General features: G+C 44.1%; 21 protein-coding genes. 9 read left to right on the top strand and 12 right to left on the bottom strand.

What is annotated here, in order from left to right; translation table 11 throughout:
- Nucleotides 1-13: 13 nt before the first annotated feature.
- From R7P64_RS11265 to R7P64_RS11235, 7 genes are all read right to left on the bottom strand, one after another.
- Nucleotides 14-601 (bottom strand): HD domain-containing protein, encoded by a 588-nt coding sequence (locus R7P64_RS11265; RefSeq protein ID WP_005376917.1) that lies wholly within the window; start codon nucleotides 599-601, stop codon nucleotides 14-16.
- A 1-nt stretch (nucleotide 602) separates the two neighbouring features.
- Entirely contained in the window at nucleotides 603-1,187 is a 585-nt protein-coding gene (gene rimJ / locus R7P64_RS11260) for a ribosomal protein S5-alanine N-acetyltransferase (protein ID WP_005376916.1), read from the bottom strand.
- 36 nt (nucleotides 1,188-1,223) lie between these two features.
- Complete coding sequence (gene tyrR, locus R7P64_RS11255) at nucleotides 1,224-2,768, bottom strand: transcriptional regulator TyrR (protein ID WP_318123521.1); 1,545 nt, start codon at nucleotides 2,766-2,768, stop codon at nucleotides 1,224-1,226.
- 100 nt (nucleotides 2,769-2,868) lie between these two features.
- Nucleotides 2,869-3,909, bottom strand: a complete 1,041-nt coding sequence (locus tag R7P64_RS11250; protein WP_005388274.1) for a YcjF family protein — start codon at nucleotides 3,907-3,909, stop codon at nucleotides 2,869-2,871.
- Nucleotides 3,906-5,282, bottom strand: coding sequence for a YcjX family protein (locus R7P64_RS11245; protein WP_104979480.1), 1,377 nt, complete (start codon nucleotides 5,280-5,282; stop codon nucleotides 3,906-3,908). Before R7P64_RS11245 ends, R7P64_RS11250 begins: the two co-directional genes overlap by 4 nt.
- Nucleotides 5,283-5,537: 255 nt before the next feature.
- Nucleotides 5,538-5,723, bottom strand: a complete 186-nt coding sequence (locus tag R7P64_RS11240; protein WP_005376906.1) for a hypothetical protein — start codon at nucleotides 5,721-5,723, stop codon at nucleotides 5,538-5,540.
- Between the two features lie 174 nt (nucleotides 5,724-5,897).
- A complete protein-coding gene (locus tag R7P64_RS11235) occupies nucleotides 5,898-7,415 on the bottom strand; it encodes a fumarate hydratase (protein ID WP_005376905.1) in 1,518 nt (505 codons plus the stop codon).
- A 270-nt stretch (nucleotides 7,416-7,685) separates the two neighbouring features.
- Here R7P64_RS11235 and pabB point away from each other — a divergent pair, with 270 nt between their 5' ends.
- On the top strand, nucleotides 7,686-9,050 hold the full coding sequence (gene pabB, locus R7P64_RS11230) for an aminodeoxychorismate synthase component I (RefSeq protein WP_318123519.1): 1,365 nt from the start codon (nucleotides 7,686-7,688) through the stop codon (nucleotides 9,048-9,050).
- A 365-nt stretch (nucleotides 9,051-9,415) separates the two neighbouring features.
- Here pabB and R7P64_RS11225 read toward each other — a convergent pair whose 3' ends face one another.
- Nucleotides 9,416-11,116: an ATP-binding protein gene (locus tag R7P64_RS11225; RefSeq protein ID WP_005376903.1), complete on the bottom strand. Its 1,701-nt coding sequence runs from the start codon at nucleotides 11,114-11,116 to the stop codon at nucleotides 9,416-9,418.
- Between the two features lie 7 nt (nucleotides 11,117-11,123).
- The gene (locus tag R7P64_RS11220; protein ID WP_005388282.1) at nucleotides 11,124-11,663 is read right to left on the bottom strand and encodes a heme NO-binding domain-containing protein; all 540 of its coding nucleotides are present in this window, start codon (nucleotides 11,661-11,663) and stop codon (nucleotides 11,124-11,126) included.
- Between the two features lie 231 nt (nucleotides 11,664-11,894).
- Between R7P64_RS11220 and R7P64_RS11215 the strand changes: the two genes are divergently transcribed.
- The 5 genes from R7P64_RS11215 to R7P64_RS11195 all read left to right on the top strand — a co-directional run bounded on the left by R7P64_RS11215 (nucleotide 11,895) and on the right by R7P64_RS11195 (nucleotide 18,041).
- Nucleotides 11,895-12,494 (top strand): CoA pyrophosphatase, encoded by a 600-nt coding sequence (locus tag R7P64_RS11215; RefSeq protein WP_005376901.1) that lies wholly within the window; start codon nucleotides 11,895-11,897, stop codon nucleotides 12,492-12,494.
- Between the two features lie 345 nt (nucleotides 12,495-12,839).
- Nucleotides 12,840-14,093, top strand: coding sequence for an aromatic amino acid transport family protein (locus tag R7P64_RS11210; RefSeq protein WP_005388284.1), 1,254 nt, complete (start codon nucleotides 12,840-12,842; stop codon nucleotides 14,091-14,093).
- Nucleotides 14,094-14,190: 97 nt separating this feature from the next.
- Complete coding sequence (locus R7P64_RS11205) at nucleotides 14,191-15,552, top strand: L-serine ammonia-lyase (RefSeq protein WP_005376899.1); 1,362 nt, start codon at nucleotides 14,191-14,193, stop codon at nucleotides 15,550-15,552.
- A 211-nt stretch (nucleotides 15,553-15,763) separates the two neighbouring features.
- Nucleotides 15,764-17,479, top strand: coding sequence for an EAL domain-containing protein (locus tag R7P64_RS11200; protein ID WP_054577702.1), 1,716 nt, complete (start codon nucleotides 15,764-15,766; stop codon nucleotides 17,477-17,479).
- 94 nt (nucleotides 17,480-17,573) lie between these two features.
- Nucleotides 17,574-18,041, top strand: coding sequence for a GNAT family N-acetyltransferase (locus R7P64_RS11195; protein ID WP_025767296.1), 468 nt, complete (start codon nucleotides 17,574-17,576; stop codon nucleotides 18,039-18,041).
- An 89-nt stretch (nucleotides 18,042-18,130) separates the two neighbouring features.
- On the opposite strand, the gene queD is transcribed toward R7P64_RS11195, so the two are convergent.
- Complete coding sequence (gene queD / locus R7P64_RS11190; protein ID WP_054577701.1) at nucleotides 18,131-18,493, bottom strand: 6-carboxytetrahydropterin synthase QueD; 363 nt, start codon at nucleotides 18,491-18,493, stop codon at nucleotides 18,131-18,133.
- 293 nt (nucleotides 18,494-18,786) lie between these two features.
- On the opposite strand from queD, the gene R7P64_RS11185 reads away from it, so the two are divergent.
- Both R7P64_RS11185 and asnS read left to right on the top strand, forming a co-directional pair.
- Nucleotides 18,787-20,412, top strand: a complete 1,626-nt coding sequence (locus R7P64_RS11185; RefSeq protein WP_042522778.1) for a methyl-accepting chemotaxis protein — start codon at nucleotides 18,787-18,789, stop codon at nucleotides 20,410-20,412.
- 189 nt (nucleotides 20,413-20,601) lie between these two features.
- Nucleotides 20,602-22,002 (top strand): asparagine--tRNA ligase, encoded by a 1,401-nt coding sequence (gene asnS, locus R7P64_RS11180; RefSeq protein WP_017636101.1) that lies wholly within the window; start codon nucleotides 20,602-20,604, stop codon nucleotides 22,000-22,002.
- Nucleotides 22,003-22,093: 91 nt separating this feature from the next.
- Here asnS and R7P64_RS11175 read toward each other — a convergent pair whose 3' ends face one another.
- Nucleotides 22,094-22,318 (bottom strand): hypothetical protein, encoded by a 225-nt coding sequence (locus R7P64_RS11175; RefSeq protein ID WP_017636102.1) that lies wholly within the window; start codon nucleotides 22,316-22,318, stop codon nucleotides 22,094-22,096.
- A gap of 98 nt (nucleotides 22,319-22,416) precedes the next feature.
- On the bottom strand, nucleotides 22,417-23,808 hold the full coding sequence (locus R7P64_RS11170; RefSeq protein ID WP_171344301.1) for a PLP-dependent aminotransferase family protein: 1,392 nt from the start codon (nucleotides 23,806-23,808) through the stop codon (nucleotides 22,417-22,419).
- A gap of 259 nt (nucleotides 23,809-24,067) precedes the next feature.
- Between R7P64_RS11170 and R7P64_RS11165 the strand changes: the two genes are divergently transcribed.
- Nucleotides 24,068-24,298: a hypothetical protein gene (locus R7P64_RS11165; RefSeq protein ID WP_017636104.1), complete on the top strand. Its 231-nt coding sequence runs from the start codon at nucleotides 24,068-24,070 to the stop codon at nucleotides 24,296-24,298.
- Nucleotides 24,299-24,502: the final 204 nt, after the last annotated feature.

Below are 24,502 nucleotides of genomic sequence, written 5' to 3'. Positions count from 1 at the left end.
TCAGTCTCCTTTATTACGATTTCAGCCAACCTTTCTCTGTGGCTTCTTCAATCAACTCTTTCGCTTTGTCCCATAAGGTAACAGAGCCAAATTCAATTCGTTTATTAATGGTAAGTGCTTGTTCGCGTGAGACACCATGTTCCTTCCAACTCTGACCATTATTATGGTAGTTCAAGAGCATTGGAATTAACCGATCGAGTGCTTTTGCATACTTAGCATCATCGGTCTGCGCGGCTTCAAATTCATGCCAAAGCGCCAATAGCTCTTGCTCCTGATCGCTGGGTAACATACCAAACAAGCGCTCTGCAGCTCTAATTTCTTTTTCTGCTTGCTCTTGAGACGCAGCAGTATCATAAACAAAGGTATCGCCCGCGTCGATCTCTACTACGTCATGTATCAATAACATTTTCATCACTCGGCAAATATCAACAGGTGCATTCGCATGCTCTTCCATCAATATTGCCATCAGTGCGACATGCCAACTATGCTCACCACTATTTTCGAGGCGCCCTTCAGCACTTTTAACTCGAGTTCGGCGCAAAATGCTTTTGAGTTTATCGAGCTCGATTACAAGTGCTAACTGCTTTTCCAATCGTTCCATACTATCGCCCTTCTGGCTGCCAATTCGGATTAATAAGCGACGTTAGAACGTGGTCTTGCCACTCACCATTAATCAAAAGGTAATCTTTTGCATACCCTTCTCGGTTGAAACCTACATGCTCTAGCACAGCTTCACTGCGTTTATTGTGAGGCATGTAGCCAGCTTGAATACGATGCAGTTTCTGAACATTAAACATGTAGTCGCAAGCCATGGTTAATCCACGACGCATATAACCATGCCCTTGCGCTTTTTCAGCGAGAGAATATCCGACGTTACAAGAATAAAAAGGGAAGCGACTCAAACTACTAAAGGATATCGTACCTAGCATTTCACCCGAAGAGGCTCTGACCAAGAGGCAATAATACCCCAACCCCATTCGATGCAGCTCATTGAGCTTGATAAGCTTTTGCAACCAACCGTTCACTGAGAAAAAAGCTTCTTCACGTTTCGGTTCAAACGGTTTCAGGTATTCTCGGTTCGCTTGAAAATATTCGGCAATCATATCTGCGTCACCGATTTCAGCGGTACGAAGAAGCAAGTCACCGTCCAACTTATGAACGGCAATAGATGAGCTGTTATCTTCCATTACAAATGATTAATTCCGTCTTTTCGTTCAATTCGATTAATTCTTGCGGATACCGTAATCACGCAGTTTATTAGCGATTGAGGTATGCGATACATTTAAGCGCTTAGCAAGCTTGCGGCTTGATGGGAATGACTGATACAAACGCTCCAGAACCTGAGATTCATAGTCACGCATGATCTCATCCAATGAACCATCGATGTTAAGCGTCGCACTACCAGCGCCGACTGATTGAGGCTGAGGTAAATTGAAGTGCTCCGCGTTTAGTATACCACCATCCATTTCTGTGAGCGCTCGAAGAACCATGTTATCCAGCTGGCGCATGTTTCCTGGCCACTGATAATTTGCAAGGGCATCAACTAGACCATCATCAAACTCTGGCTTATCAATCCCAAGCTGTTGAGCATGTTTCGACACAAACAACTCAAGCAATGGTGCAACGTCGTTTGAGCGCTTGCGTAACGGAGGAATGCTGAGCGTAAGTACGTTGAGACGATAATACAAATCTTCACGGAACATTCCTGCTTCAGAAAGCTCGGCAAGGTTATGTTTTGTTGAAGCGATGATACGAACATCGACATGCATCTCATCTTCTGCACCGACACGACGGAAATTACCATCTTGTAGAAAACGTAACAGCTTGATTTGAAGATGCGAGCTCATTTCACCGATTTCATCAAGAAATACCGTCCCGCCATTTGCTTGCTCAAAGATGCCTTTGTGGCCCTGTTCATGATTGAATGAACCCGGCGCATGACCAAAAAGTTCAGTTTCTGCTACATCGTCAGGCATCGAAGCACAACTCAAAACTAGGAATGGCTTGCTCGCGCGGCTAGAACGGCTGTGGCAAGCTTTAGCAAGCATTTCTTTACCAGTCCCCGTTTCGCCCTCAATCAACAATGGTTGGTCAAGCACAGACAGCTTCTTAGCTTGGTTCATTAGTGCTTTATGACGGTTCGATATACCAACAAAGTGCTCAAAACCCAGAGGATTATGCAGCGGTAGTGCTTCTTCAATTCTGGTAACTTGCTGACTAGAGCGAATCGTCATTAGAGTACTCGCTAGAGTCGAGTTTTGCGCTTCGTCTCGGATATAAACGGGCATCAACTCTAGAACATAGTCCAAGCCATCAATCACAAGGTTTTCCCGCGTTCGACCATTAACACCTTCAGACCAACGAGAGAAACGAACACTTGGTAACAAAGCACCGATTTGAGTACCAATCACTTCTTGCTTGTGAAGGCCAAGCAATGAAAGTGCAGACATGTTTGCCATGTCTACGGCACCTTTAAGATCAATGGCAAAAACCGGATCGGGCAAGTTATCAACTAACGAGAGCAGCTCCGTATTGTGGCGCTCCATCGGCATAAACTGGATTTTACGTACGTCTTTCACCCCCGGAATACGGCGGATTTCAGCCATCAGCTCACTAAACGTATCAAAATCAATATCCGGGCAATTCAAATAGATAATACCGCTAATATCGATTTCGATACCACGCAAGTCGATGCTTTTAGACGCTAAAATATCGAGCAGTTCTCGGGTCAAGCCGAGTCGATCTTCACATAAGACTTCAAGACGCACTTAAAATATCCCAATTCACAACTGTCAGGAAAAGTTGACAGTAGTTTCTATCATGCTTGGAATGGCGTCAAGCAATCCTATCCATCAAAGTTGATATTCGTTACGGTTTCATCGTAATTGATGCAACTTTCGCCGCCACTGCCTTGCGTATGGTGCCCAACTTAACCTGACGGTCAGGATACCAGGGTAGTGGACGCAATAAGGTCATCGCTTTCAAGCCCAAACGTGCCGTTAGAATACCAACACCTAGTCCCTGCCCCGCACGAGCGGAAACTTTGCCAGCAAGATCCATCGACATCAAATCCATACTGGCATCAATAGCGAGCTCACTGGCACCAGCCGCCGCCATATTGACAAATACCGCTCTTAGTAACTTGATGCGAGATGCATAACCTAGCTCTACCCCATATACCTTGGAGAGGTTGTCGATCATTTTGAAATTTCGCCAAGCCACCAGCAACATATCAGCGGCAGCCAGAGGGCTCACGGCGACTAGGGCCGCACACTCGGTTGCGTGCTGTGATACGATTTTCGTTGCCAACTTGTCTTGTTGGCTCACCACCATCGAGTCATACATATCAAGAATTTCAGCGTCACTATGAGCAGGGTTAATACTGTTCTGCCAACGATCAAAGCCCGGATTCTCTGCCATCACACCACTTTGTTCTGCTACGGTTTCGCAAAAGGCTTTCCCTTTCCCAACGCTCTCACTATTAACAAGTGCTTCTGCTTCTTCTTGAACACTAAAATGATTTCGTAGTTTTCGCAGTTTCCAAAGCTCTTTACCCATAGCTCCTAAACCAAGCGAAGCGATCGCAGCAATAAACCCCGTCCAGCTTAAGGCCAGCCAATCAGAAGCCTGAATTGCGGTTATAACCGAGTCCACCGCTTGCCAGCCAACCAAACCAGCAAAAGTTGCAAATGCGCCAGTCGCGAGCCATTTTCTGCCCGATTTTGGACGAATGACATGCTCGAGTTGCAATTCCTGTTCGGTCTCCTGGTGCGCTTCTTTAACTTCAACAGGTACAAATGTTTCTTTTTCGCCGAATGTTTGCTGCGCCGTCAACTCCGGTTGATTCGATTGCTGCTCTTTTTCCATTACCTTTTCAGAGAAAACTTGTTTTTGCTTCAACTCACTCATTTCAATTTATCTCCAATCAGGTAATCCAGTGCTTTGTCTAAGCGTATGTGCTTCACTGGCTCATCATTCGGTGAGGGCATCGGACGAAACGACGTAAAATCAAACCCGTTGTTTTGCCAATAAGCTGCATTTGGTAGCTTTTTCGGCACCTCTCCGGGAAACATAGTCATCGGCTCACCACCCAATGTTGTTCCTTGTAACGCCGGGATGGTCTTATCTCCAGAGGAAATAAACCCCGTCGTGGTTGCTTGGATGGAAGCGATACTCATGCAGCTCATCTCAATATTCTCGTAGGCTGCCGTTTGCCATGCTGGATGCACCATTTGTTGGAGCAGAGACACCAAATTTGGGTGCTGATCGGGCGTGATATGATCCGCTTTTGTAGCAGCAAACAACACTTTGTCGATTTTTGGTGAGAACAAACGACGCAAAAAGCTACTACGACCATAACGGAAGCTATGCATGATCTGTTCTAGCGCTTGGCGCATGTCGTAAAACGCTTCATCACCAGCATTGAGAGGCTGCAAACAATCCACCAGTACAATCTGGCGATCGAAGGTCGCAAAATGATGCTTATAAAACGCTTTCACGACTTTCTGTTGGTATTCCTGAAAACGGGCTTCTAGCATCGCTAAGTTACTGCCCTTGGGCGCTTTGCTTTCCGAATCAGCACGACACGGAAAAAACTGTAGCACCGGCGCGCCTGCTAGCTCACCAGGTAATACAAAGCGGCCAGGCTGAACCCAATGAAGGCCAGCGTCTTTACAAGAATGAAGGTACTCTGTGTATATGTGTGCAACTTTCTCAAGTAGTTTCTCATTCACTTCTGCAAAGAGATCCACTTTCTCCAGTTCAGAAAGCCAAGCTTTGGCTAAATCGCCACGCTGGCCTTTAAGTGCATCAAACTGAGTTTGCGACCACGTTGCAAAGTCCATGTCCAATAAAGGCAGGTCGAGCAACCACTCTCCTGGATAGTCGATAATATCAACATTTAAAATTGCGGTTTTACTCAACAGCTTTTTCGTAGTTTTATTTGGTTTGTACTTGAGCGCTAAGCGAATCTCACTCACATCACGTGTCGGTACTGGCCACTGAGGTGGAGTCGCATGAATTTGACTCATCGCCTCATCGTAAGCAAAGCGTGGCACCATCATATTCGATTGAGGCTCACGCTTCGCCCCAATAAGGCGCTTATCTCTAGCCACAGTCAAAAGAGGCAAATTGTCATGGGTTGCAGTATGAAGAAGCTGATTCACTAATGACGTGATGAATGCCGTCTTACCGGCACGAGAAAGTCCGGTGACAGCAATTCGAACATTAGAGTCCATACCTCTGTTGATAAAGTCATTAACTTCTTTCTTTATTCTCTTCATTACGCTTCTTTATCTTACTCCACTTTAAAACAACGTTGTCAGCGACTTCGAATTTCGAGCTATGAATACTGTTCTATCCCGAATTCTTTGAGTTTAACTTTATATACCTTAATAAAAGATGAACAAAACATCCGGCTTAATGCTGTGTTAAAAAAGAAAAGCCCCTGAGTGGTTCAGAGGCTTACTTAATCTACAGCATTAGTTACTCTATATGCGCTGATTACTATGTTAAACAGGAACCCGCTTTCTTTAAGCCTAGTCGTCTTCGATCAACTTATAGATAACAAATAGAGCGATTTCTAAAATCAGCCACAACACACATGTGATGGTCACGTACTTTTCATCAAAGATGCTGATACCGTGAAGAATCAAGTCATAGCCAACAAAGCCACCTATCACTACAGCAAGAATAATTTGTAGAATCTGAATAAAACGAGGCATGCCGTCTCCTAATTATTGTTCGCATAACGTTTGATTGCTATGCCTAAAGGTTTATATCCTTAATTATATAGACAAAAAGTGCAGGTTTCGCTGCACTTTTGTCAATTGTTTGCTAGGTAAATCAGCACCTTGTCACATTCTCTCTACTGAGACGCAGCAAGATTGCCCTTTGCCTTATGCTTCCATCTCTTGAATTTTCACTTTCCAAGTGTCTGGACCAATTTGGTGCGCGTTAACACCATTTGAGTCGACAGCCACTGTTACTGGCATATCTTCAACTTCAAATTCGTAAATCGCTTCCATACCTAAATCTTCAAATGCGACAACGCGAGCTTTCTTGATCGCTTTCGCCACCAAGTACGCAGCGCCACCGACAGCCATTAGGTAAACCGCTTTGTGATTCTTGATAGATTCAACCGTTGCAGGGCCACGCTCAGCTTTACCGATCATGCCCATGATGCCTGTTTTTTCTAGCATCATATCGGTGAATTTATCCATACGCGTTGATGTTGTTGGGCCAGCAGGACCAACGACTTCATCACCAACTGCATCAACAGGGCCTACGTAGTAAATGAACTTACCGTTGAGATCTACGCCTTCAGGCAGACCTTCGCCATTATCTAGCATGCCTTGAATACGTTTATGCGCAGCATCACGACCAGTCAGAATTTTACCTGATAGAAGAACCGTTTCGCCTGTCTTCCACTCTTGTACTTCTTCTTTAGTAATTGTATCTAAGTTTACGCGACGCGTATTTTCGCCCGCTTCCCAAGTGATGTCTGGCCAATCTTCTAGTTTAGGTGGTGTTAGCTCTGCTGGGCCGCTACCATCAAGCGTGAAGTGCACGTGACGAGTCGCCGCACAGTTCGGTATCAAACAAACAGGCTTAGAAGCCGCGTGCGTTGGCGCAGTTTTGATTTTAACGTCGACAACAGTCGTCAAACCGCCAAGGCCTTGCGCGCCGATACCAAGTTTGTTCACGCGATTGAAGATATCCAAACGAAGCTCTTCTTCTGCGTTTTGTGGGCCACGGTCAATAAGCTCTTGAATATCGATGTGTTCCATTAGAGATTCTTTTGCCAATACCGCTGCTTTTTCAGCCGTACCGCCGATACCAATGCCAAGCATGCCAGGAGGACACCAGCCCGCCCCCATTGTTGGTAGCGTTTTTTCTACCCACTCAGCAATATCGTCAGATGGGTTTAGCATCACCATCTTAGTTTTGTTTTCGCTACCGCCGCCCTTCGCAGCGATCTGAATTTCAACTTTATCGCCCGGAACCATGTTGATATGTACGACGGCAGGCGTGTTGTCTTTGGTATTAATACGTTTACCAGCAGGGTCCATAAGTACTGACGCACGCAACGGGTTATCAGGGTTCGTGTACGCTTGTCGAACACCTTCATCTACCATCTGCTGAACCGTCATGTCGGTCGAATCCCATTGCACGCCCATACCGATGTTGACGAAACACGTCACAATACCAGTATCCTGACAAATTGGACGGTGACCTTCTGCGGACATTCGGGAGTTAATTAGGATCTGAGCAATCGCGTCTTTCGCGGCTTGACTCTCTTCGCGGTGATAGGCTTTTTCAAGAGCTTGAACAAAGTCTAGCGGGTGGTAGTAAGAAATATACTGTAGCGCATCAGCGACACTGCTGATCACATCCTGCTTGCGTATTACCGTCATTACATGCCTCGTTATAGTTATGCTTCCATTATTGGCTTAGCTTCAATCGTGTTTGTTGAGCTTATTGCTCTTTTGAGCTTCGTTTTTTATAAACAATTGTCGAACGGCTGATATCGACACACGAAATGCTGAAGTTGCCTACTTGTAAACCATCTCAAAACCCTATGAATAGAGGGAGTTTGGCTATACAGAGGAATATGATACTCTTGCTGCCCATGACATGCCATGCAGTGAACGATCTCTTTGTCACAAATTACACAAATGAACAACATGGACAATCAATTCATTGATTTTAAAGCGTTGGAATACGCACCAGAGTTTGCTCTTCACCTTTTTTCTCGCATTCAACACCAGCCTTGGGCGATGTTGCTGCGTTCTGCATCAGAAACGCATATCGATAGCCGCTTCGATGTGTTGGTCTCCAACCCAATTGCAACGTTAGAAACCACTGCCGACAACACACAAGTTGAAACGCCATCGAATGCCTATTCAACTCAAGATGACCCATTTGCGCTGCTTCATCAGTTGCAAGAACAGTGGCTTCCTCACGTAGAGTTAAATAAAGAATTGGATCTGCCTTTTGTCGGCGGTGCGCTCGGTTACTTCAGTTACGATTTAGGTCGCCGCGTAGAAACGATGCCAGAAGTGGCAGAAAAGGACCTCAACACGCCGGATATGGCGGTAGGTCTGTATGAATGGGCCGTTGTTGTTGACCACCACCTAAAAAAAGCATGCTTAGTCGGTCAGAACATCGAGCAAGCTTGGCAATGGTTAAACGAGCAAAAAGCAGAACAAACCGTTGACTTCGCTTTGTCTGGTGATTGGCAGTCAAACATGACGAAAGAGAGCTACGCCACTCGCTTTGACAAGGTGCAAGAATACTTGTTGAGCGGTGACTGTTATCAGATCAATTTGGCGCAGCGCTTTAACGCACCGTATCAAGGCAGCGAGTGGCAAGCGTATCTGAAATTGGAGTCCGCCAACCAAGCGCCATTCTCAGCGTTTATCCGTATGCCTGAGTCTTCGATTTTGAGTATCTCTCCAGAGCGCTTTTTAGAGCTCAAAGATCACGTCATTGAAACGAAACCAATCAAAGGTACTCGACCACGCAGCGAAGATCCAAAGCAAGATAACGCTAATGCCCATGACTTGCAGACAGCGGAAAAAGATCAGGCAGAAAACCTGATGATTGTCGATTTGCTGCGTAATGATATTGGTCGAGTTGCATCACCGGGTAGCGTTCACGTTCCAAAGCTGTTCGATATTGAAAGCTTCCCTGCCGTGCATCATTTGGTGAGCACCATTCGTGCAAATTTGGATGAACAATACGCTCCTGCGGATTTGCTGCGAGCGTGTTTTCCAGGCGGTTCAATTACGGGCGCACCTAAAGTTCGCGCAATGCAGATTATTGAAGAACTGGAGCCGCATCGACGCAGCGCGTATTGCGGCAGTATTGGCTACATTTCACGCCATGGTCGTATGGACACCAGCATTACTATCCGAACTCTTGTAGCGGAAAAAAACAAACTTTACGCTTGGGCTGGCGGCGGCGTCGTGGCAGATAGCGATTGCGCCTCTGAGTATCAAGAAACGTTGGATAAGCTTTCAAAGATTTTGCCAGCGCTGCAATCGTAGGTTTCAACAGCACACAACGCCGCTTTAATGCTAGTGACGAAAACAATCTAAAACGCCTCCAGAACGGATAATGCCGCTCATTTAACAGCGAGTGGCATATTTCTGTATCTCATCACCCTGCACAGCGACGAAAGAGCGTGATACAGGTTCTTCTATTCAAGCACTTTGTGGTCAAATTTGTTTCATTATCCGCTCGGCGTGCTGCTACTAGATTCTTAGTCTCGCCAAGGCTCGCTAGAATGACCCAAAAAACATCGTTAAATGATCGGCATTATCCAGTGTGGTGCGCTTTTTTGTGTGTTTTATTTGCATGTACTTTAGCTTTTAGCCGTTGGCCAACAAACATACTTTTTAAGAGGCAGCGTCTACTGCTCAAGCCACTTACACATAATCTGTTCGATATCGGTTGCGGTGTACGGCTTAGTGAGGATGTCGTCCATGCCTGAATCAATACACTTTTGACGCTCTTCGATGGTAGTGCCAGCGGTTAATGCAATAATAGGATGAGTAAAGCCACGCTCTCTCAGATACATCGTCGCCTCATAGCCATCCATTTCTGGCATTCGGCAGTCCATGAATATCAGTTCGTAGTCTTTACTTTTCACCGCTTCTAATGCTTCTTTGCCGTTGGCTTTTAAATCAGGTGTAATGTCGAGTTTTTTCAGCATTTGAGTAACAATGACTTGATTCATTCTGATGTCATCAACCACTAATATTGAGCGTCCTGCTAAATCGCTTCGCTCTATGGTGACCAATTCCCCCTCTGCTGTGCCTTGTGCTTGCCCTTCCTCAAGAGGAATAGCAACTTTAAAAGTTGTCCCTTTGCGCTCTTCACTTTCAAAGCTAATTTGACCTTGCATCAAATCCACAAGGTTTTTACAAATCGCGAGACCTAAACCTGAGCCTTCAAAGCTGCGTTTCGCCGAGCGATCAACTTGGACAAATGGATCAAATAGTGACGGCTGTGCTTTTATTGGGATGCCAATACCAGTGTCTTCAACCTCAAAATAAGCCGTGCCGTTAAGCCATTCCACCCGTAACACGACGCCACCCAAGTGAGTAAACTTAATCGCGTTTCCCACCAAGTTAACCAAAATTTGTGTAATGCGCTCTAAGTCACCGACTAAAAATTCCGGGATCCCCAGCTTTTTGTCGATAGAGAAATGGATACGTTTTTCCGCAGCCTTAGCTGCAAATACACCCATGATGGCTTTTTCAAGTTCCTCCCAGGCAAAGACTTTATGTATGATTTCCATCATACCGGCATTCATCTTACTGAAATCAAGAAGATCATTAATGATAACTCTCAATAAGTCCCCTGATTGAGTCAGATTGCTCAAGTATTGACGCTGCTCTTCTTCTAATTGGGTTCGACTCAATAACTCCGCACTACCCAATACGCCATTGAGAGGAGTTCGCAGCTCATGGTTAATCATGGCGACAAACTCCTTCGTCGCTTTTTCTGATTCCTCAGCCCGCTTTCTCAGCTCGACCTCTCGCTCTAAACTTAAGTGTCGACCAATAACACCATGAACTAAGTCAGACACGAGCTCCATCTGTTTGGAAATAAAAGACTGATCGATTTGATCTTGCAACACAGAGAAAATCAACTCCCCAACCGTTTCTCCATCAATGATAACTGGCAAATGCAAATTCTCTCCCTGCCAATTAGGAGTGGTGAAAATCTCGTTGTTATGACGAAGCTGTAAGTGACCAAAGTGATGACGACGCAATGAGCTCAGCTTTGTAGCGTCAAGAAACAAGTAAGCCGCAGAAATGATCGAGTTAGAAGTGAGCTGCTCAATAAAGCTCGCTATCATTGCTTCATCGAACGTGCTCGATAAAAAAGTACGACCGAACTTAATCAACGTGGCATCAATTTGCTCTTCAAACTCAAACTTACGAAGATCCTTTTTAGATTTCAGCTCTAGCTTTTTCAATGCAACACTGAGTTGCTGGTTGGATTCATATAACTCTAAGCTTTTCTGTTCCAACAGCTGCTCAGCTGCTTTTCTTGATGCAACTTCTCGTTTGAGTTTCCTTTCTAATGAGGAACTTCCCGTCATATCGTTCTTATTGAGCCTCTAACCAAAAACGTACTTTGCTACCATCTTCTGACTGATTTTGATGTTTGATATGAACTACCTCACCAAAATGTGCAGCACAACCTTTTATCAACCCTAAGCATACGTGAGACATACATCTTGCGCTGTGGTAGTCAAATACCAATTGGGATTGGTTTTCACTAATGAAATCAAATTGCGGAGGGTTAGCATCAGGATAGAGCTTCTTAACTTCGACATGAATAAAGTCTTCAACATGGCGAACAAATTGAAACGTCGTTTCACACTGTTGCAAACTGGCGTGACTAGGAATGGAGCGAAGTAAATTCAAAAAGACGCACTCTCCAAACACTTCTTGCAGTTGCTCGGGGGGAACACCAGATACTTTACTGAGATTCACGATCAACTTAACCAAGTCTTTGTGATCGTAACTACCAACAGCGGTGTAAACACCTTCATCGTTAGAAAGATCGAGAACTTGGTCTAACACATCAAGACCGAATTTCTCTTCTACTAACTCCATGAACTCGGTGAAAATAATCCCTTTCATTGGCCAATGCTTGCCCTATAGTGACGTCCTAAAATAAAGAATGGTGTATAACCTTATAAGTTTCAAATTAATATGTTCAAGCAGAGTGAGACACACAACACAAAGAGGGAAAGTGCTGGCGAGTGCTTTAATGCGAATGTTTTATTTGGTAACCAGTAACGATAACGCCATACGCTTTGCCGTCTTTGAGTATAATAAATAATGGTTAGGCACGATAAATAAGGACTCAGTTTGGTTATCGACAAAACTCATTTACTACAGAACTTTCAATTTCGGCTTCCAACGGGCTACCACAAAGAGTCCCTTGCACGACTGAAATGGATGAAAGAAAAGTCCCTGAGAGATGCGGCAGTCTTAATCGGTTTTGTGGAACGCGATGACGGGTTACAAGTCATTCTGACTAAGCGTGCAGCCCACTTACGCCATCATCCGGGACAAATCAGCTTTCCCGGTGGCAAATATGAGCAGGAAGATATTCAGCTCGTGAATACCGCTTTAAGGGAAACCAAAGAAGAAGTTGGGATAGAAGATGAGCATATTCATGTGTTTGGTCAACTGCCTACACTACCAACGATTAGTCAATTTAATGTGACACCTTTTTTGGCTTTTGTTTCTCCGGAATATAAAACGCATATTGACCCAAATGAAGTAGAGTCAGTTTTTGAGGTTCCTGCCAACCATATTCTGAACCCCAAAAAATTGTATAGCACCAAATTTGACCTAAAAAGAAGCAGTCATCGTGTATTTGCTATCCCATATAGACAGCATTTCATCTGGGGCATGACGGCACAAATTATCGAATCAATGCAAAAACATATTATTTCACATTAAACAGTTGTTGATATCGGTGCTTTTATAGGCGCGATCATTATGCGCATCAATATTAATAAAACGTTGCTTCATAAACATTCATTCACATTAGATTAATTTTCCATTTTCACCGCAAACGCTTGCGGTGAAATAAATTTATACAAACAGCCCTATTGATAAGTTTTTCTAATTTTACTCATTAGCAGAAATCACGAGTAGCACATCATTTTCGTGATAAAAAGCAGGTTTTTGACATATCATTCAATAAGCGTAAGCAATAAATGATTTAGATCTAATTTTCCTAGTGTAAAATCTTGCAAAATTACTCCCGACTTATTTCCTGTTCCCAAAATGAGTAACTAAAAAATGAATACAACTACTTCTGCGGTTTCTACCGCACAATCGTCTAGTAAGTTTTCTTACAAAGACTTTACCTGGTGTCTGTCCCTTTTTGGTACGGCAGTAGGTGCAGGTGTACTGTTCCTTCCTATTAAAGCAGGTGCAGGTGGCTTTTGGCCATTAGTAATCCTAGCCCTAATCGCAGCACCAATGACTTGGTTCGCACACAAATCTTTAGCTCGTTTCGTTCTTTCTGCGAAAAACCCTGAAGCGGACATCACCGACACAGTAGAAGAGCACTTTGGTAAGACTGGCGCAAACCTTATTACGTTCGCTTACTTCTTCGCTATCTACCCAATCGTACTTATCTACGGTGTTGGTATCACAAACACAGTTGACTCTTTCCTAGTTAACCAAATGGGCATGGAATCTATTCCTCGCTGGCTACTTTCTGGTGCACTTATTGCTGCAATGACAGCAGGCGTAGTATTCGGTAAAGAGCTTATGCTGAAAGCAACTTCAGCAATGGTTTACCCTCTCGTGTTCATCCTACTAGCACTGTCTGTATACCTAATTCCTGGTTGGAACACTTCAATGATGGAAGTGTCACCTGACTGGGGTGCAATGCCAGCTATCGTTTGGCTAGCAATCCCTGTTATTGTGTTCTCTTTCAACCACAGCCCAATCATTTCTCAGTTCTCTAAAGAGCAACGTCGTGTATATGGTGATGACGCAGTTAAGAAAACTGACGCTATCACTGGTGGCGCAGCAATGATGCTGATGGGCTTTGTTATGTTCTTCGTTTTCTCTGTTGTACTTTCTCTGTCTCCAGAGCAACTAGCAACAGCGCAAGAGCAAAACATCTCTGTTCTTTCTTACTTAGCAAACGTGCATGAATCTCCACTGATCTCTTACATGGGTCCATTGGTTGCTTTCGCAGCGATCACCTCTAGCTACTTTGGCCACTTCTTAGGTGCGCACGAAGGTCTAGTTGGTCTAGTGAAATCTCGTTCAAAATCACCAGTAAGCAAGATCGAGAAGATGTCTCTAATCTTCATTGTAATCACAACTTGGATCGTTGCTATCGTTAACCCAAGCATCCTAGGTATGATTGAAACAATGGGTGCACCGATGATTGCGGCAATCCTATTCTTGATGCCAATCTTCGCAATGCAAAAAGTTCCTGCGATGGCTAAGTACAAAACTTCAGCACCTGTGCAAATTTTCACAGCAATCTGTGGTCTTGCTGCAATTAGTTCTGTAATCTACGGCGCTCTTTAATCATCTCTGCCCAGTGCAGTATGATTAATCCAAAAATATAACGATAAAATTAAGCCTCCCAACTCCCCTTGGGAGGCTTTCTTCTGAGGTAATCGATATGATTAGTGTTTTTGATATCTATAAAATCGGTGTTGGACCTTCAAGCTCACACACTGTAGGCCCAATGAAAGCGGGTAAAGAGTTTATTGATGATCTTCGTGCAATGGGAAAACTGCGCGACATCACTAAAATCACCGTTGACGTTTATGGATCACTATCACTGACAGGGAAAGGTCACCACACAGATATTGCTATCATCATGGGTCTTGCAGGCAACACTCCTGAGAAAGTTGATATCGATTCTATCCCGGGCTTTATCGCTCGTGTAGAAGAAACTGAACGCCTTCCTGTTGGCATGCACTGTCACACAGTATCGTTCCCACGTGAAGGTGGAATGAACTTCCACAAAACAAACCTAGAGCTACACGAAAACGGCATGCAGATCCACGCTTGGATTGATGACGAAAAAGCGTACTCAAAAACTTACTACTCTATCGGCGGTGGTTTCATCGTTGATGAAGAAAATTTCGGTAAAGAAGCTGAGAACCCAGTAAAAGTACCTTACCCGTTTACAACGGCAGAGGAACTGGTTAACCAATGCCATGAAAGTGGATTGTCCATCAGCGCACTAACCATGAAGAATGAGCATGCGCTTCATTCAGATGAAGAAACTCGTACTTATTTCGCGAACATCTGGCGCACAATGCGCGAGTGTATGGATCGCGGTATGAATGAAGAAGGTATTTTGCCTGGTCCACTACGCGTGCCTCGCCGTGCAGCAGCACTTCGCCAGCAGCTACTTACTTCAGAAAAGACAACAAACGACCCAATGTCTGTTGTTGATTGGGTAAACATGTTTGCTTTCGCAGTAAACGAAGAGAACGCAGCAGGTGGCCGCGTTGTTACAGCACCAACAAACGGTGCGTGTGGCATCATCCCTGCGGTACTGGCTTACTACGATAAGTTCATCCAAACTGTGACTGAAAAAGATTACATCCGTTACTTTGCGGCTTCTGGCGCAATCGGTGGTCTTTACAAGCGCAACGCGTCTATCTCTGGTGCAGAGGTTGGTTGTCAGGGTGAAGTTGGCGTGGCATGTTCTATGGCAGCAGCAGGCCTTGCTGAGCTTATGGGTGGTAGCCCAGAGCAAGTATGTATGGCAGCAGAAATCGCGATGGAGCACAACTTAGGTCTAACGTGTGACCCAGTTGCAGGTCAGGTTCAGGTTCCATGTATCGAGCGTAACGGTATTGCGGCAGTAAAAGCAATCAACTCTACTCGCATGGCACTACGTCGCTCTTCAGCTCCAACTGTTTCTCTAGATAAGGTTATCGAAACCATGCTAGAAACAGGTAAAGACATGAACGCGAAATACCGCGAAACATCTCAAGGTGGTCTAGCAATCAAAGTGATTTGCTAACACGCCTTTCTGAATACCAATCAAAACCCGAGTTTATGCTCGGGTTTTTTTATACCCCAAAAACCCAGGAGAATGCGTTATCAGGACAAGTAAAAAAAACCTAAAACGTTGAATATATCCAAATATTATGGATATCTCAGTAAAAAATCACATCTCTTCCCTAGCTTTATTGATAACGTAGCCAAAAATTAAACTTGGAGCACATCAACACATGATTAGGTTTGAAATTGGAAACCAAATCTGCGTTTGCTTGTCCGAAAACGAAATATCTCTAGAGCTCAATCAGTCACTCCACCACTCCATTCCTGTCAACCCAAATGAGTACGCCATTCTGTCAACTATCGCCACATACGGCAGTTTAAATACGCCGATTAGTCAGCGGTTAATAGAAAGCAAAATCACTCAACAATACAAAATGACACTGCCTGAAAATGGCTTTAAAAACGCGGTGGCCGCTCTAAGAAAGAAATTTCGCAAGCTCACGGAAGAACATTTAACCACTAACAAAAACATTATCGAAAACATTCACCGGACCGGATACTTCATCCCTTTTACTATGCAAAACAACCATCAGAATGGCATCGAACATCAACAGAAGATCAATCAATACACAACCAATAGTCTTCGCAAAGCGCTTCGTATTTGCCTGCGTAATAAAAAGATCTATTCAGAAGCAATGTGGGTTGTGTTGATCACTGCGATCATTTTCTTTGCTATCTGTTACTACGCGATAAACAGCATCGTTAAACATAATTATCTGGATAACGCCTTCGAAATTGCAGAGAACCTTTCCCGCAGGAGTTGCTTTGCTAATGAAAGCGAACTGAAGTCACTATTTGATAATGTGAAGTTGGTGGAATCGAGCATGATGCTAGATCGTTTCAATATTCGATGCTTAGTCACTCCAGAAACCGTTGTCCCTGTCAGCAAAAAAGCGTTTGAAGAGTGGAGTAACAATAGCAATTACACTACCCAATCATTTGACTTAAATAACGCAACTGTTTTGGTTCGTGTTAAAAACATTAACTTATCCGACAATGTTGAAAATCATATTTCACGTTTTTTTCTTTCCGGTATGAAGCTATCAACGAATACCGGAACATCGTTAGAGATTGGTAACACCAATGAACGCTTCTTCAATTATCACGTAAAGAATAGTGGCTATAAAGAGGTGTATTACATCTCTGGACCGTTTCAAAGTATCATTCTACTGAGCTTACTTTTTCTCATTATACTGCGTCACCGCTCCCTACAAGCCTTTATGGCTTACTTGTGCGCAATTCGACAATTCAAAATAAAACTGGAACCGATTTATAACACTTCGGCACAAAAGATTGTGCACTACGAAGCCCTCTCCCGGTTTAAGGTAAAAAATACGCAACGGTTTATTGAAACACTGATCCGCAATGGATTGCTGCTAACTCATACCTTACTGGTGATTGATTCCATCTACACCAAACAAAAAGCGTTGCCCATCCCTATCAGCATTAACGTTTGTCCTTCTTTGCTGCGAGGGCGTAACTTTTCAATCCTATATAGAGAGCTATCTAATCGGGATTGCCGTTTGCTGACAATCGAAATCACAGAAAATGCATCGATGTACTATACCTCTGAGATTTATGGCAATGTCGCGAAACTAAAAGCTCTGGATTGTAAAATCAGTATTGATGACTTTGGCACCGGTAATAATAATGTGGCGCTTATCAGCAAGCTGAATCCGGACTACCTCAAAATCGACCGAGAATTTGTTATTGGCCTAAAAACTGATGATAAAAAGATAGAAACCTTGCGTCAGTTAATTGCTATGGGCAATACGTATCGCTGCACGGTCATTGTTGAAGGCGTAGAAACGGCAGACAGTGCTCACTTACTCACAACATTGGGCGCATACATTCACCAAGGTTATTATTACCCTCTTCATTGCTAGCTTTTCTTCACTCGGTTAGTTACTTAAAATAGATTTAATACTCTATAAAAACTCGTGGTGGCATAAAGGTATGCCGCCAATTTGTGATTGAGCGATGATTGCGATTAAACCCACCAAACTGAAAGATTTTTCAAGTTTGATGCAATTGGATGTGCAAGAAGAGCAAAAAGGATTTTTTACGCCGTTTGAAATGGCTTATCAAAAACGTAGTAAGTCAGAGGCGTTCTTTACGATTTATTCTGATGACCTATTAGTAGGCTATCTTGTTATCGATAAAGGTTTCTCCCAACATGCGCCGTTTGCTAAACGATACGAACTGGAGCTTAAATACTTGATGATTGATCAACGTTTTCAACGTCAAAGGGTTGGGAGTGAGGCATTGCGTAAACTGTTCCTTTATGCGTATACCATTAACCCTAAAAGCACCTCTCTTTGCGCCACTGTCCCACAAAGTCAGCAATACGCTATCAGTTTTCTTGATGCGTGCGGATTCATTAATACAGAGGAAACAACATTGGGTGATAATGAAAAAGAATGGATTCTACGACACCCATTAAGCTAGCTGGTGAAGCATAATCAAAATTGGGCCATTCAGATACAACAAAGGCAAGCTTCTCGCTTGCCTTTGTTTAATGCTCAATAGAAAGTGACTTATTCGCCTTTGTAAATACAACCCGCTGTGCACGTTTCTTTGATTTCTACTTTACTTAGCTGTGGTAAGCTTGGCTTAAGCTGCTGCCAAATCCATTTTGCTAACACTTCGCTAGTCGGGTTCTCTAACCCTTCAATGTCGTTTAGGTAGTAATGGTCTAAGCGATTGTAAATTGGTTTAAATGCAGCTTTGATCTCTGCAAAATCCACTACCCAACCTGTATGTGGATCAACTTCACCTTCTACATAAAGACGAACAAGGAAAGAGTGTCCGTGCAAACGACCACACTTGTGACCTTCTGGTACGTGTGGCAAATGGTGTGCTGCTTCGAACATAAACTCTTTGTATAATTCTGTTTTCATCTTGATTCTCAGGCTTTAAAAAGACAGGCAATACTAAGGAATTCGCTGCCAAGAGACAAGCGTTACCCCATACAAGCGTAGCAAAAACTTCCGCTGGTTCCCGGCCTCTTTGCTATCACTCACACCAAAGCGCCGTATTTCTGTCACGCGCCAAACATTTGATTACACAGCACTCACATCACAATTACATATCCCCAACATGTGTGGGGTCACAATCATTCATTTCGTTGTTCGCAGTGCGCATTTGTGCACATTAATATTGTGCAGTTCGTTCCAATTACACTTATAAATTTATGCGCTCAACTATCACTTTTAAGCTCTTACTGGCGTTAATTGCTGTCTTCAGCTGCGTTCTAGCTGCCTCTACGGCTTACCAATACCATCAACAAAAAACCTTAATCAATGATGTTCTTAGTGAACAACTCCATGATAAGGCTAGTAATTATTTCGATAGCCTAAATATGATGATGCTTACGGGCACCATGTCGCAAAAAGAAACCTTACGTCAAAAGGCCCTGGCCCAAGAAGGCATTGAAGCAGTTCGCGTGTTGCGAGCTGATACTGTGACCAAACTTTACGGACCTGGGCAACAAAACCAGCAGCCTGTCGATGATATTGATCAACGAGCGTTGAATGGTGAACTGGTGATTGAACCAATCTCAGCCGATTGGGGCAAAGGGTTAGTAGTCGCACTACCAATGAAATCGAGCGAAAATTACCGTGGCACCAACTGCGTTTCTTGCCACGTTGCACCAGCAGGAGAAGTGTTGGGCGCGATTCGCTTGGAATACAACATGAATCATGTCAATTCAATGATCAGTAAACAGGCAATGTTTGCGATGGGAATAATGGCCGTAATCGCATTTGTGGGCTTCATCATAACGATGAGTTTGATTCAGAAAATCATTGTACGACCAATTCAAAGAACGTCGAAATTCATGTCGAATGTGAGCCATAGTAAAGATCTATCTCAACGACTGATGCATCACCAACAGGATGAAGTGGGCCAACTTTCTACAGCCATCAATTCATTCATGGACACGGTCTCCGAAAGCTTAGAACGTGTGCAAGACACCTCTCACTCACTTGCCGACTCCGCGAGTAAACTAACTGCTGTCGCGCAGTCCACAGATAAAGCGGCCAATAACCAACAGCTAGAGACCAGCGAAGTACAAAGCAATATCACCGATATGCTGCAGCAACAAACTGCTGTTGAGGACTCGACTAACAACGCTACTGTTTTGGTCAATCACACCGTTGATGTCGCCACTCATAGTGCAAGCCAAGCACACAATGTAAGTGAAGACATCAAACAACTAGTAAGTAACATTGATACCGTACGGGAAAAAATCAGCTCTCTAAACCAAAGAACCGAAGAAGTGTCGTCCATTCTTGTGGTTATTAAGGGTATTGCAGAACAAACCAATCTGCTCGCGTTGAATGCTGCTATTGAAGCCGCCCGTGCCGGAGAGCAAGGGCGCGGTTTTGCGGTCGTCGCGGAAGAAGTGCGTAACCTGGCTTCTAGGACGGCTGAGGCCACTGGTAATATTGAACATATCATTTCTCAATTCCAGCAAGGAAGTGAAGAGTCATTAACTTCTGTTGATACCGTCTGCCAGTTTGCTCATCAACGCTCTGTCGATGTCGAGGCACTATCAGCCACAATGCATAACGTTGTTGACGAAATGCGCCAAGTGCTCAGACATGCAGAAGATATCCAAAACCAGACGCAAACCACATCTGATGTAAGTCAGCATATTCAATCTAAAATAGATGTGATCACACTGCATGCTAACGACACATCGCAATCAGCATCGCACACGCGTGATATTAGTGTTGATTTAGAGCATCTATCCGAACGTTTAGAGCAATTACTAAACCAATTCACACTTTCAGAGCACAAAAGAGTGAATAAATAGAGAGATTCTCCCCATCAAAACGAATATAAAGGTTGATGCGAGCGAATTGACAGGTAATATGTCTCGTTGAATCTGTAAAATGCTACCCAACTCAGCGCTTAGCTTGTTTTTTGAACAAAAATGTTATTAGACAAGTACTTTAAGTAAGCGTTGAGTTGAATTTTTACCTCAATGGAGAATATTGAAAACATGACTTACGCGCCTGTATCAGACGTATTGAAAGGTCAGCTAGCAGTAGACAGCGAAGTGACTGTTCGTGGCTGGATCCGTTCACGTCGTGATTCCAAAGCTGGAATCTCTTTCCTTGCCATATATGACGGCTCTTGTTTCGACCCGATTCAGGCCGTGGTCCCAAATAATCTTAATAATTACGAAGACGAAGTATTAAAGCTAACGACTGGCTGCTCTGTTGAAGTAACTGGTAAGATTGTTGAATCTCCTGCAAAGGGTCAAGACTTCGAACTTGCTGCCACTGACGTTAAAGTGGTTGGTTGGGTTGAAGATGCTGAAACTTACCCAATGGCAAAAACTCGTCACTCAATCGAGTACCTACGTGAAGTTGCGCACCTACGTCCGCGCACAAACGTAATCGGTGCAGTAGCACGTGTACGTAACTGCCTATCTCAAGCAATCCACCGCTTCTACCACGAGCAAGGTTACTTCTGGGTATCTGCGCCGTTGATCACGGCTTCAGATGCTGAAGGCGCTGGTGAAATGTTCCGCGTATCTACGCTAGACATGGAAAACCTTCCTCGCACTGACGCTGGTAAAGTGGACTACAACGAAGACTTCTTCGGTAAAGAGACGTTCCTAACCGTATCTGGTCAGCTAAACGCAGAAGCTTACGCTTGTGCGCTAAGCAAAGTTTACACTTTCGGCCCTACTTTCCGTGCTGAAAACTCAAACACAAGCCGCCACCTAGCAGAATTCTGGATGGTTGAGCCTGAAGTTGCGTTCGCAGAACTGGATGATGTAGCGAAACTGGCTGAAGACATGCTCAAGTACGTGTTTAAAGCAGTGCTTGCAGAGTGTCGCGATGACCTTGAGTTCTTCGCTCAACGCATCGACAAAGAAGCAATCACTCGTCTAGAGCAGTTCGTTTCTTCTGACTTCGCGCAAGTTGACTACACTGACGCAATCCAGATCCTTCTTGATTCAGGTCGTGAGTTCGAATTCCCAGTTGAATGGGGTATCGATATGTCTTCTGAGCACGAGCGTTTCCTTGCTGAAGAACACTTCAAAGCACCTGTAATCGTTAAGAACTACCCGAAAGACATTAAAGCATTCTACATGCGTGCTAACGATGACGGTAAAACAGTTGCAGCGATGGACGTTCTAGCACCGGGCATCGGCGAAATCATCGGTGGTTCTCAGCGTGAAGAGCGCCTAGACATTCTAGATGCACGTATGCGTGAAGTGGGTATCGATCCTGAACATATGAGCTGGTACCGCGACCTACGTAAATACGGTACAGTGCCACACGCAGGCTTCGGTCTGGGCTTCGAGCGCCTAGTATCTTACGTAACTGGTATGGGCAACGTTCGTGACGTGATCCCATTCCCACGTACTCCTCGCTCTGCGAACTTCTAATCACTTTTTAGTGATATGGAATTAAAAAGACCTCCCATGTGGAGGTCTTTTATTTTGTACGAATGATTTTCTAGCAACCGATGTATGCACTCTAGTTGTTATTTTCGTCGTCATCCTCATCTGCTCGCGCTGCGTATTTTACTCCAACCACACACAAGCCAAACATCACAAATGGGATAACGGCAGCAGTGTATTCCGTCCAAACCATATGAGAAAAAGATTTCGCCAATATCAAGTGTGCAAAAACCAACAAAAATGCGCTAAAAATAGCAACACCCATCAACCTAAGTTCATGCTTTACCAACTGCTTTTTCATTACGGCTCCTAACCTAAATGGTTGTCTGCCCATGATTGAAACACAGCTTCGGTATCGTCCACTGATACAGTTTGAGCAAAAAACAGGTAAACAGTTGGCTAATGAAGTAATTCTCCGACCGTCTTCACGGCTTGTTCTAATTCATCATTTACAGGTAACGATGTATTAAGCCTCAGGTAGTTCTCATAATTTGGAGCGACAGAAAACAACTGACCAAATGCTACAGTGATGTTCGCTTCCAATAACTTCTGATAAATCGCTTTTCCGCACTTTGTTTTCGGCAGTTCTATCCAAAGAAAATAGCCGCCTTCCGGTTGCGTGTAACGAATCGATTGGGGAAAGTACTTATCAACCAGTTCAATAAACGCCAATTGCCGCTGCTCAAGATTCTTTCGCAGTTTTCTAAGATGGCTATCATAACTATCGTTTTGCAAGTAATGCGCGATACCCTGCTGGATTGGTGCACTGCCTGACAACGTCGAGATAAGTTGCAGCTTTTGAAGTTGCTCATTGAAGCGTTTGTTTACCACCCAGCCCAGCCTATAGCCAGGGCAAAGGCTTTTTGAAAATGATCCACAATGCAACACGCGCTCTTGTGTATCAAAAGCTTTAAGTGAGCTTGGCTTTTTTTCAGAAAAATAAAGCTCTGAATACACATCATCTTCGATCAAGTACACATCGTATTTGTCAGCCAGTTCGACGATACGTTGCTTCTGCCCGTCACTTAATAAAGTTCCTGTTGGATTGTGAAAGTTAGTCATTAACCAACATGCGCGAACATCATTGCCGGCAAAAGTCGCTTCAATTTGATCCACTGAATGTCCAGTTAACGGATCCACCGTTATTTCTATCGCCTTTAGACCTAAACGTTCAATCGCTTGAAGTGCGCCATAAAACGTCGGTGATTCAACTACAACAGTATCTCCAGGCTGGGTCACGGCCTGAAGGCTCAAATTCAACGCTTCTAATGCGCCAGAAGTAACGACAATATCATCATGGGTAAACACCATACCTTGTTGGATGTACCGTTGAGCAATCAAACGGCGTAGAGACTCACAGCCCGGCGGCAAGTTATCCAATAACGTCTCTGCCCCCATCTTCCTGCCTGAGCTGGCTAGGTTGCGGTTTAGCGCTTCTAATGGGAACAATGCAGGGTCTGGAAACGCGGAGCCAAACTTCACCGCATTCGGTGAGGCCTGATTTTTGAGGTAGTCGTAAAGTTCATCGTTGATGCTAGAGCGATAAACGGAAGTGGCTGGAGAACTCGGTTCGAAGCGGTCCAACTCCGCAGTCACAAAGTATCCAGACTGAGGTTTCGCTGCGACCCAACCTTGTGCTTCGAGCAGCTGATAAGCTTGTAATACCGTACCTGCGCTGACAGAATGGTTTCGGCTTGTTACACGCACTGATGGCAGCTTTTCCCCTGCTCTCCATGTATTTTGCTGAATCTGCGTTTTGAACAGCTCAGCCAGTTGACGGTATCGGTTCATGTTTCCCTCATTTCACTTACAGCCGCACCATAGCATACTTCGCGCCAGCATTCTGATATGGGAGTATTCAATTTAGCAACGTAATTTATCAAGCTTATCAATAGATATTTCAGCCACGAAGTGAGCGTTTATATCCCATACTTTGACTGTTACACACATATTGCCTCACATCTTTGCAATATCTAAAAGCCAAGGTTTTACGTTGGACTGAGTTCGTTAAACTCACTTCGAGCTACGGTCTTTAAATCAGGAGGAAGCGATGAAAGTTTTTACAATGGACGATCTCTCGTATCGCGGAAAACATAAAGGTGTACATAGTTGGGACCATCCTGGCAGTACCACCCCTTATTATTGGCATCCTGATTGGCTGCATATCGCTGAAGATGCTTTGGGTGAACACAAAAAGGCTGACCTTGAAGTCCCTGATGGAGAAACAGCGACAGAAGAGCATGCAAAAGCGGCGATTCTCAAACACTTGAATGACGAGTAGTTTAGGCTCTATCACCGTTCAAGAATAGCATTAGGTAGGCGAATCCATCGTCGTATGCTTTAAACACAAATAAAGCTAAAACCTGCCAAATAGTAAATTCTCCTGAATGAGAAGTACGCATCTTCTATAGCGTTCAAAGGGCAAAATAAGTCGATTGTTATCACATTAATTTTCATTACATCTGTTACATTTAAATAGTAATGG

Source organism: Vibrio sp. 2304, assembly GCF_033339475.1.
Taxonomy (GTDB): Bacteria; Pseudomonadota; Gammaproteobacteria; order Enterobacterales; family Vibrionaceae; genus Vibrio; species Vibrio alginolyticus.
Note: the sequence above shows the minus strand (reverse complement) of the source record. Positions and strands in the feature narration are given on the sequence as shown.

Coding starts and splice junctions, on each gene's coding strand:
- R7P64_RS11265 (WP_005376917.1), bottom strand. CDS start 601: ATGGAACGATTGGAAAAGCAGTTAGCACTTGTAATCGAGCTCGATAAA.
- rimJ (WP_005376916.1), bottom strand. CDS start 1,187: ATGGAAGATAACAGCTCATCTATTGCCGTTCATAAGTTGGACGGTGAC.
- R7P64_RS11250 (WP_005388274.1), bottom strand. CDS start 3,909: ATGAGTGAGTTGAAGCAAAAACAAGTTTTCTCTGAAAAGGTAATGGAA.
- R7P64_RS11245 (WP_104979480.1), bottom strand. CDS start 5,282: ATGAAGAGAATAAAGAAAGAAGTTAATGACTTTATCAACAGAGGTATG.
- R7P64_RS11240 (WP_005376906.1), bottom strand. CDS start 5,723: ATGCCTCGTTTTATTCAGATTCTACAAATTATTCTTGCTGTAGTGATA.
- R7P64_RS11235 (WP_005376905.1), bottom strand. CDS start 7,415: ATGACGGTAATACGCAAGCAGGATGTGATCAGCAGTGTCGCTGATGCG.
- pabB (WP_318123519.1), top strand. CDS start 7,686: ATGGACAATCAATTCATTGATTTTAAAGCGTTGGAATACGCACCAGAG.
- R7P64_RS11225 (WP_005376903.1), bottom strand. CDS start 11,116: ATGACGGGAAGTTCCTCATTAGAAAGGAAACTCAAACGAGAAGTTGCA.
- R7P64_RS11220 (WP_005388282.1), bottom strand. CDS start 11,663: ATGAAAGGGATTATTTTCACCGAGTTCATGGAGTTAGTAGAAGAGAAA.
- R7P64_RS11210 (WP_005388284.1), top strand. CDS start 12,840: ATGAATACAACTACTTCTGCGGTTTCTACCGCACAATCGTCTAGTAAG.
- R7P64_RS11205 (WP_005376899.1), top strand. CDS start 14,191: ATGATTAGTGTTTTTGATATCTATAAAATCGGTGTTGGACCTTCAAGC.
- R7P64_RS11200 (WP_054577702.1), top strand. CDS start 15,764: ATGATTAGGTTTGAAATTGGAAACCAAATCTGCGTTTGCTTGTCCGAA.
- R7P64_RS11195 (WP_025767296.1), top strand. CDS start 17,574: ATGATTGCGATTAAACCCACCAAACTGAAAGATTTTTCAAGTTTGATG.
- queD (WP_054577701.1), bottom strand. CDS start 18,493: ATGAAAACAGAATTATACAAAGAGTTTATGTTCGAAGCAGCACACCAT.
- R7P64_RS11185 (WP_042522778.1), top strand. CDS start 18,787: ATGCGCTCAACTATCACTTTTAAGCTCTTACTGGCGTTAATTGCTGTC.
- asnS (WP_017636101.1), top strand. CDS start 20,602: ATGACTTACGCGCCTGTATCAGACGTATTGAAAGGTCAGCTAGCAGTA.
- R7P64_RS11175 (WP_017636102.1), bottom strand. CDS start 22,318: ATGAAAAAGCAGTTGGTAAAGCATGAACTTAGGTTGATGGGTGTTGCT.
- R7P64_RS11170 (WP_171344301.1), bottom strand. CDS start 23,808: ATGAACCGATACCGTCAACTGGCTGAGCTGTTCAAAACGCAGATTCAG.
- R7P64_RS11165 (WP_017636104.1), top strand. CDS start 24,068: ATGAAAGTTTTTACAATGGACGATCTCTCGTATCGCGGAAAACATAAA.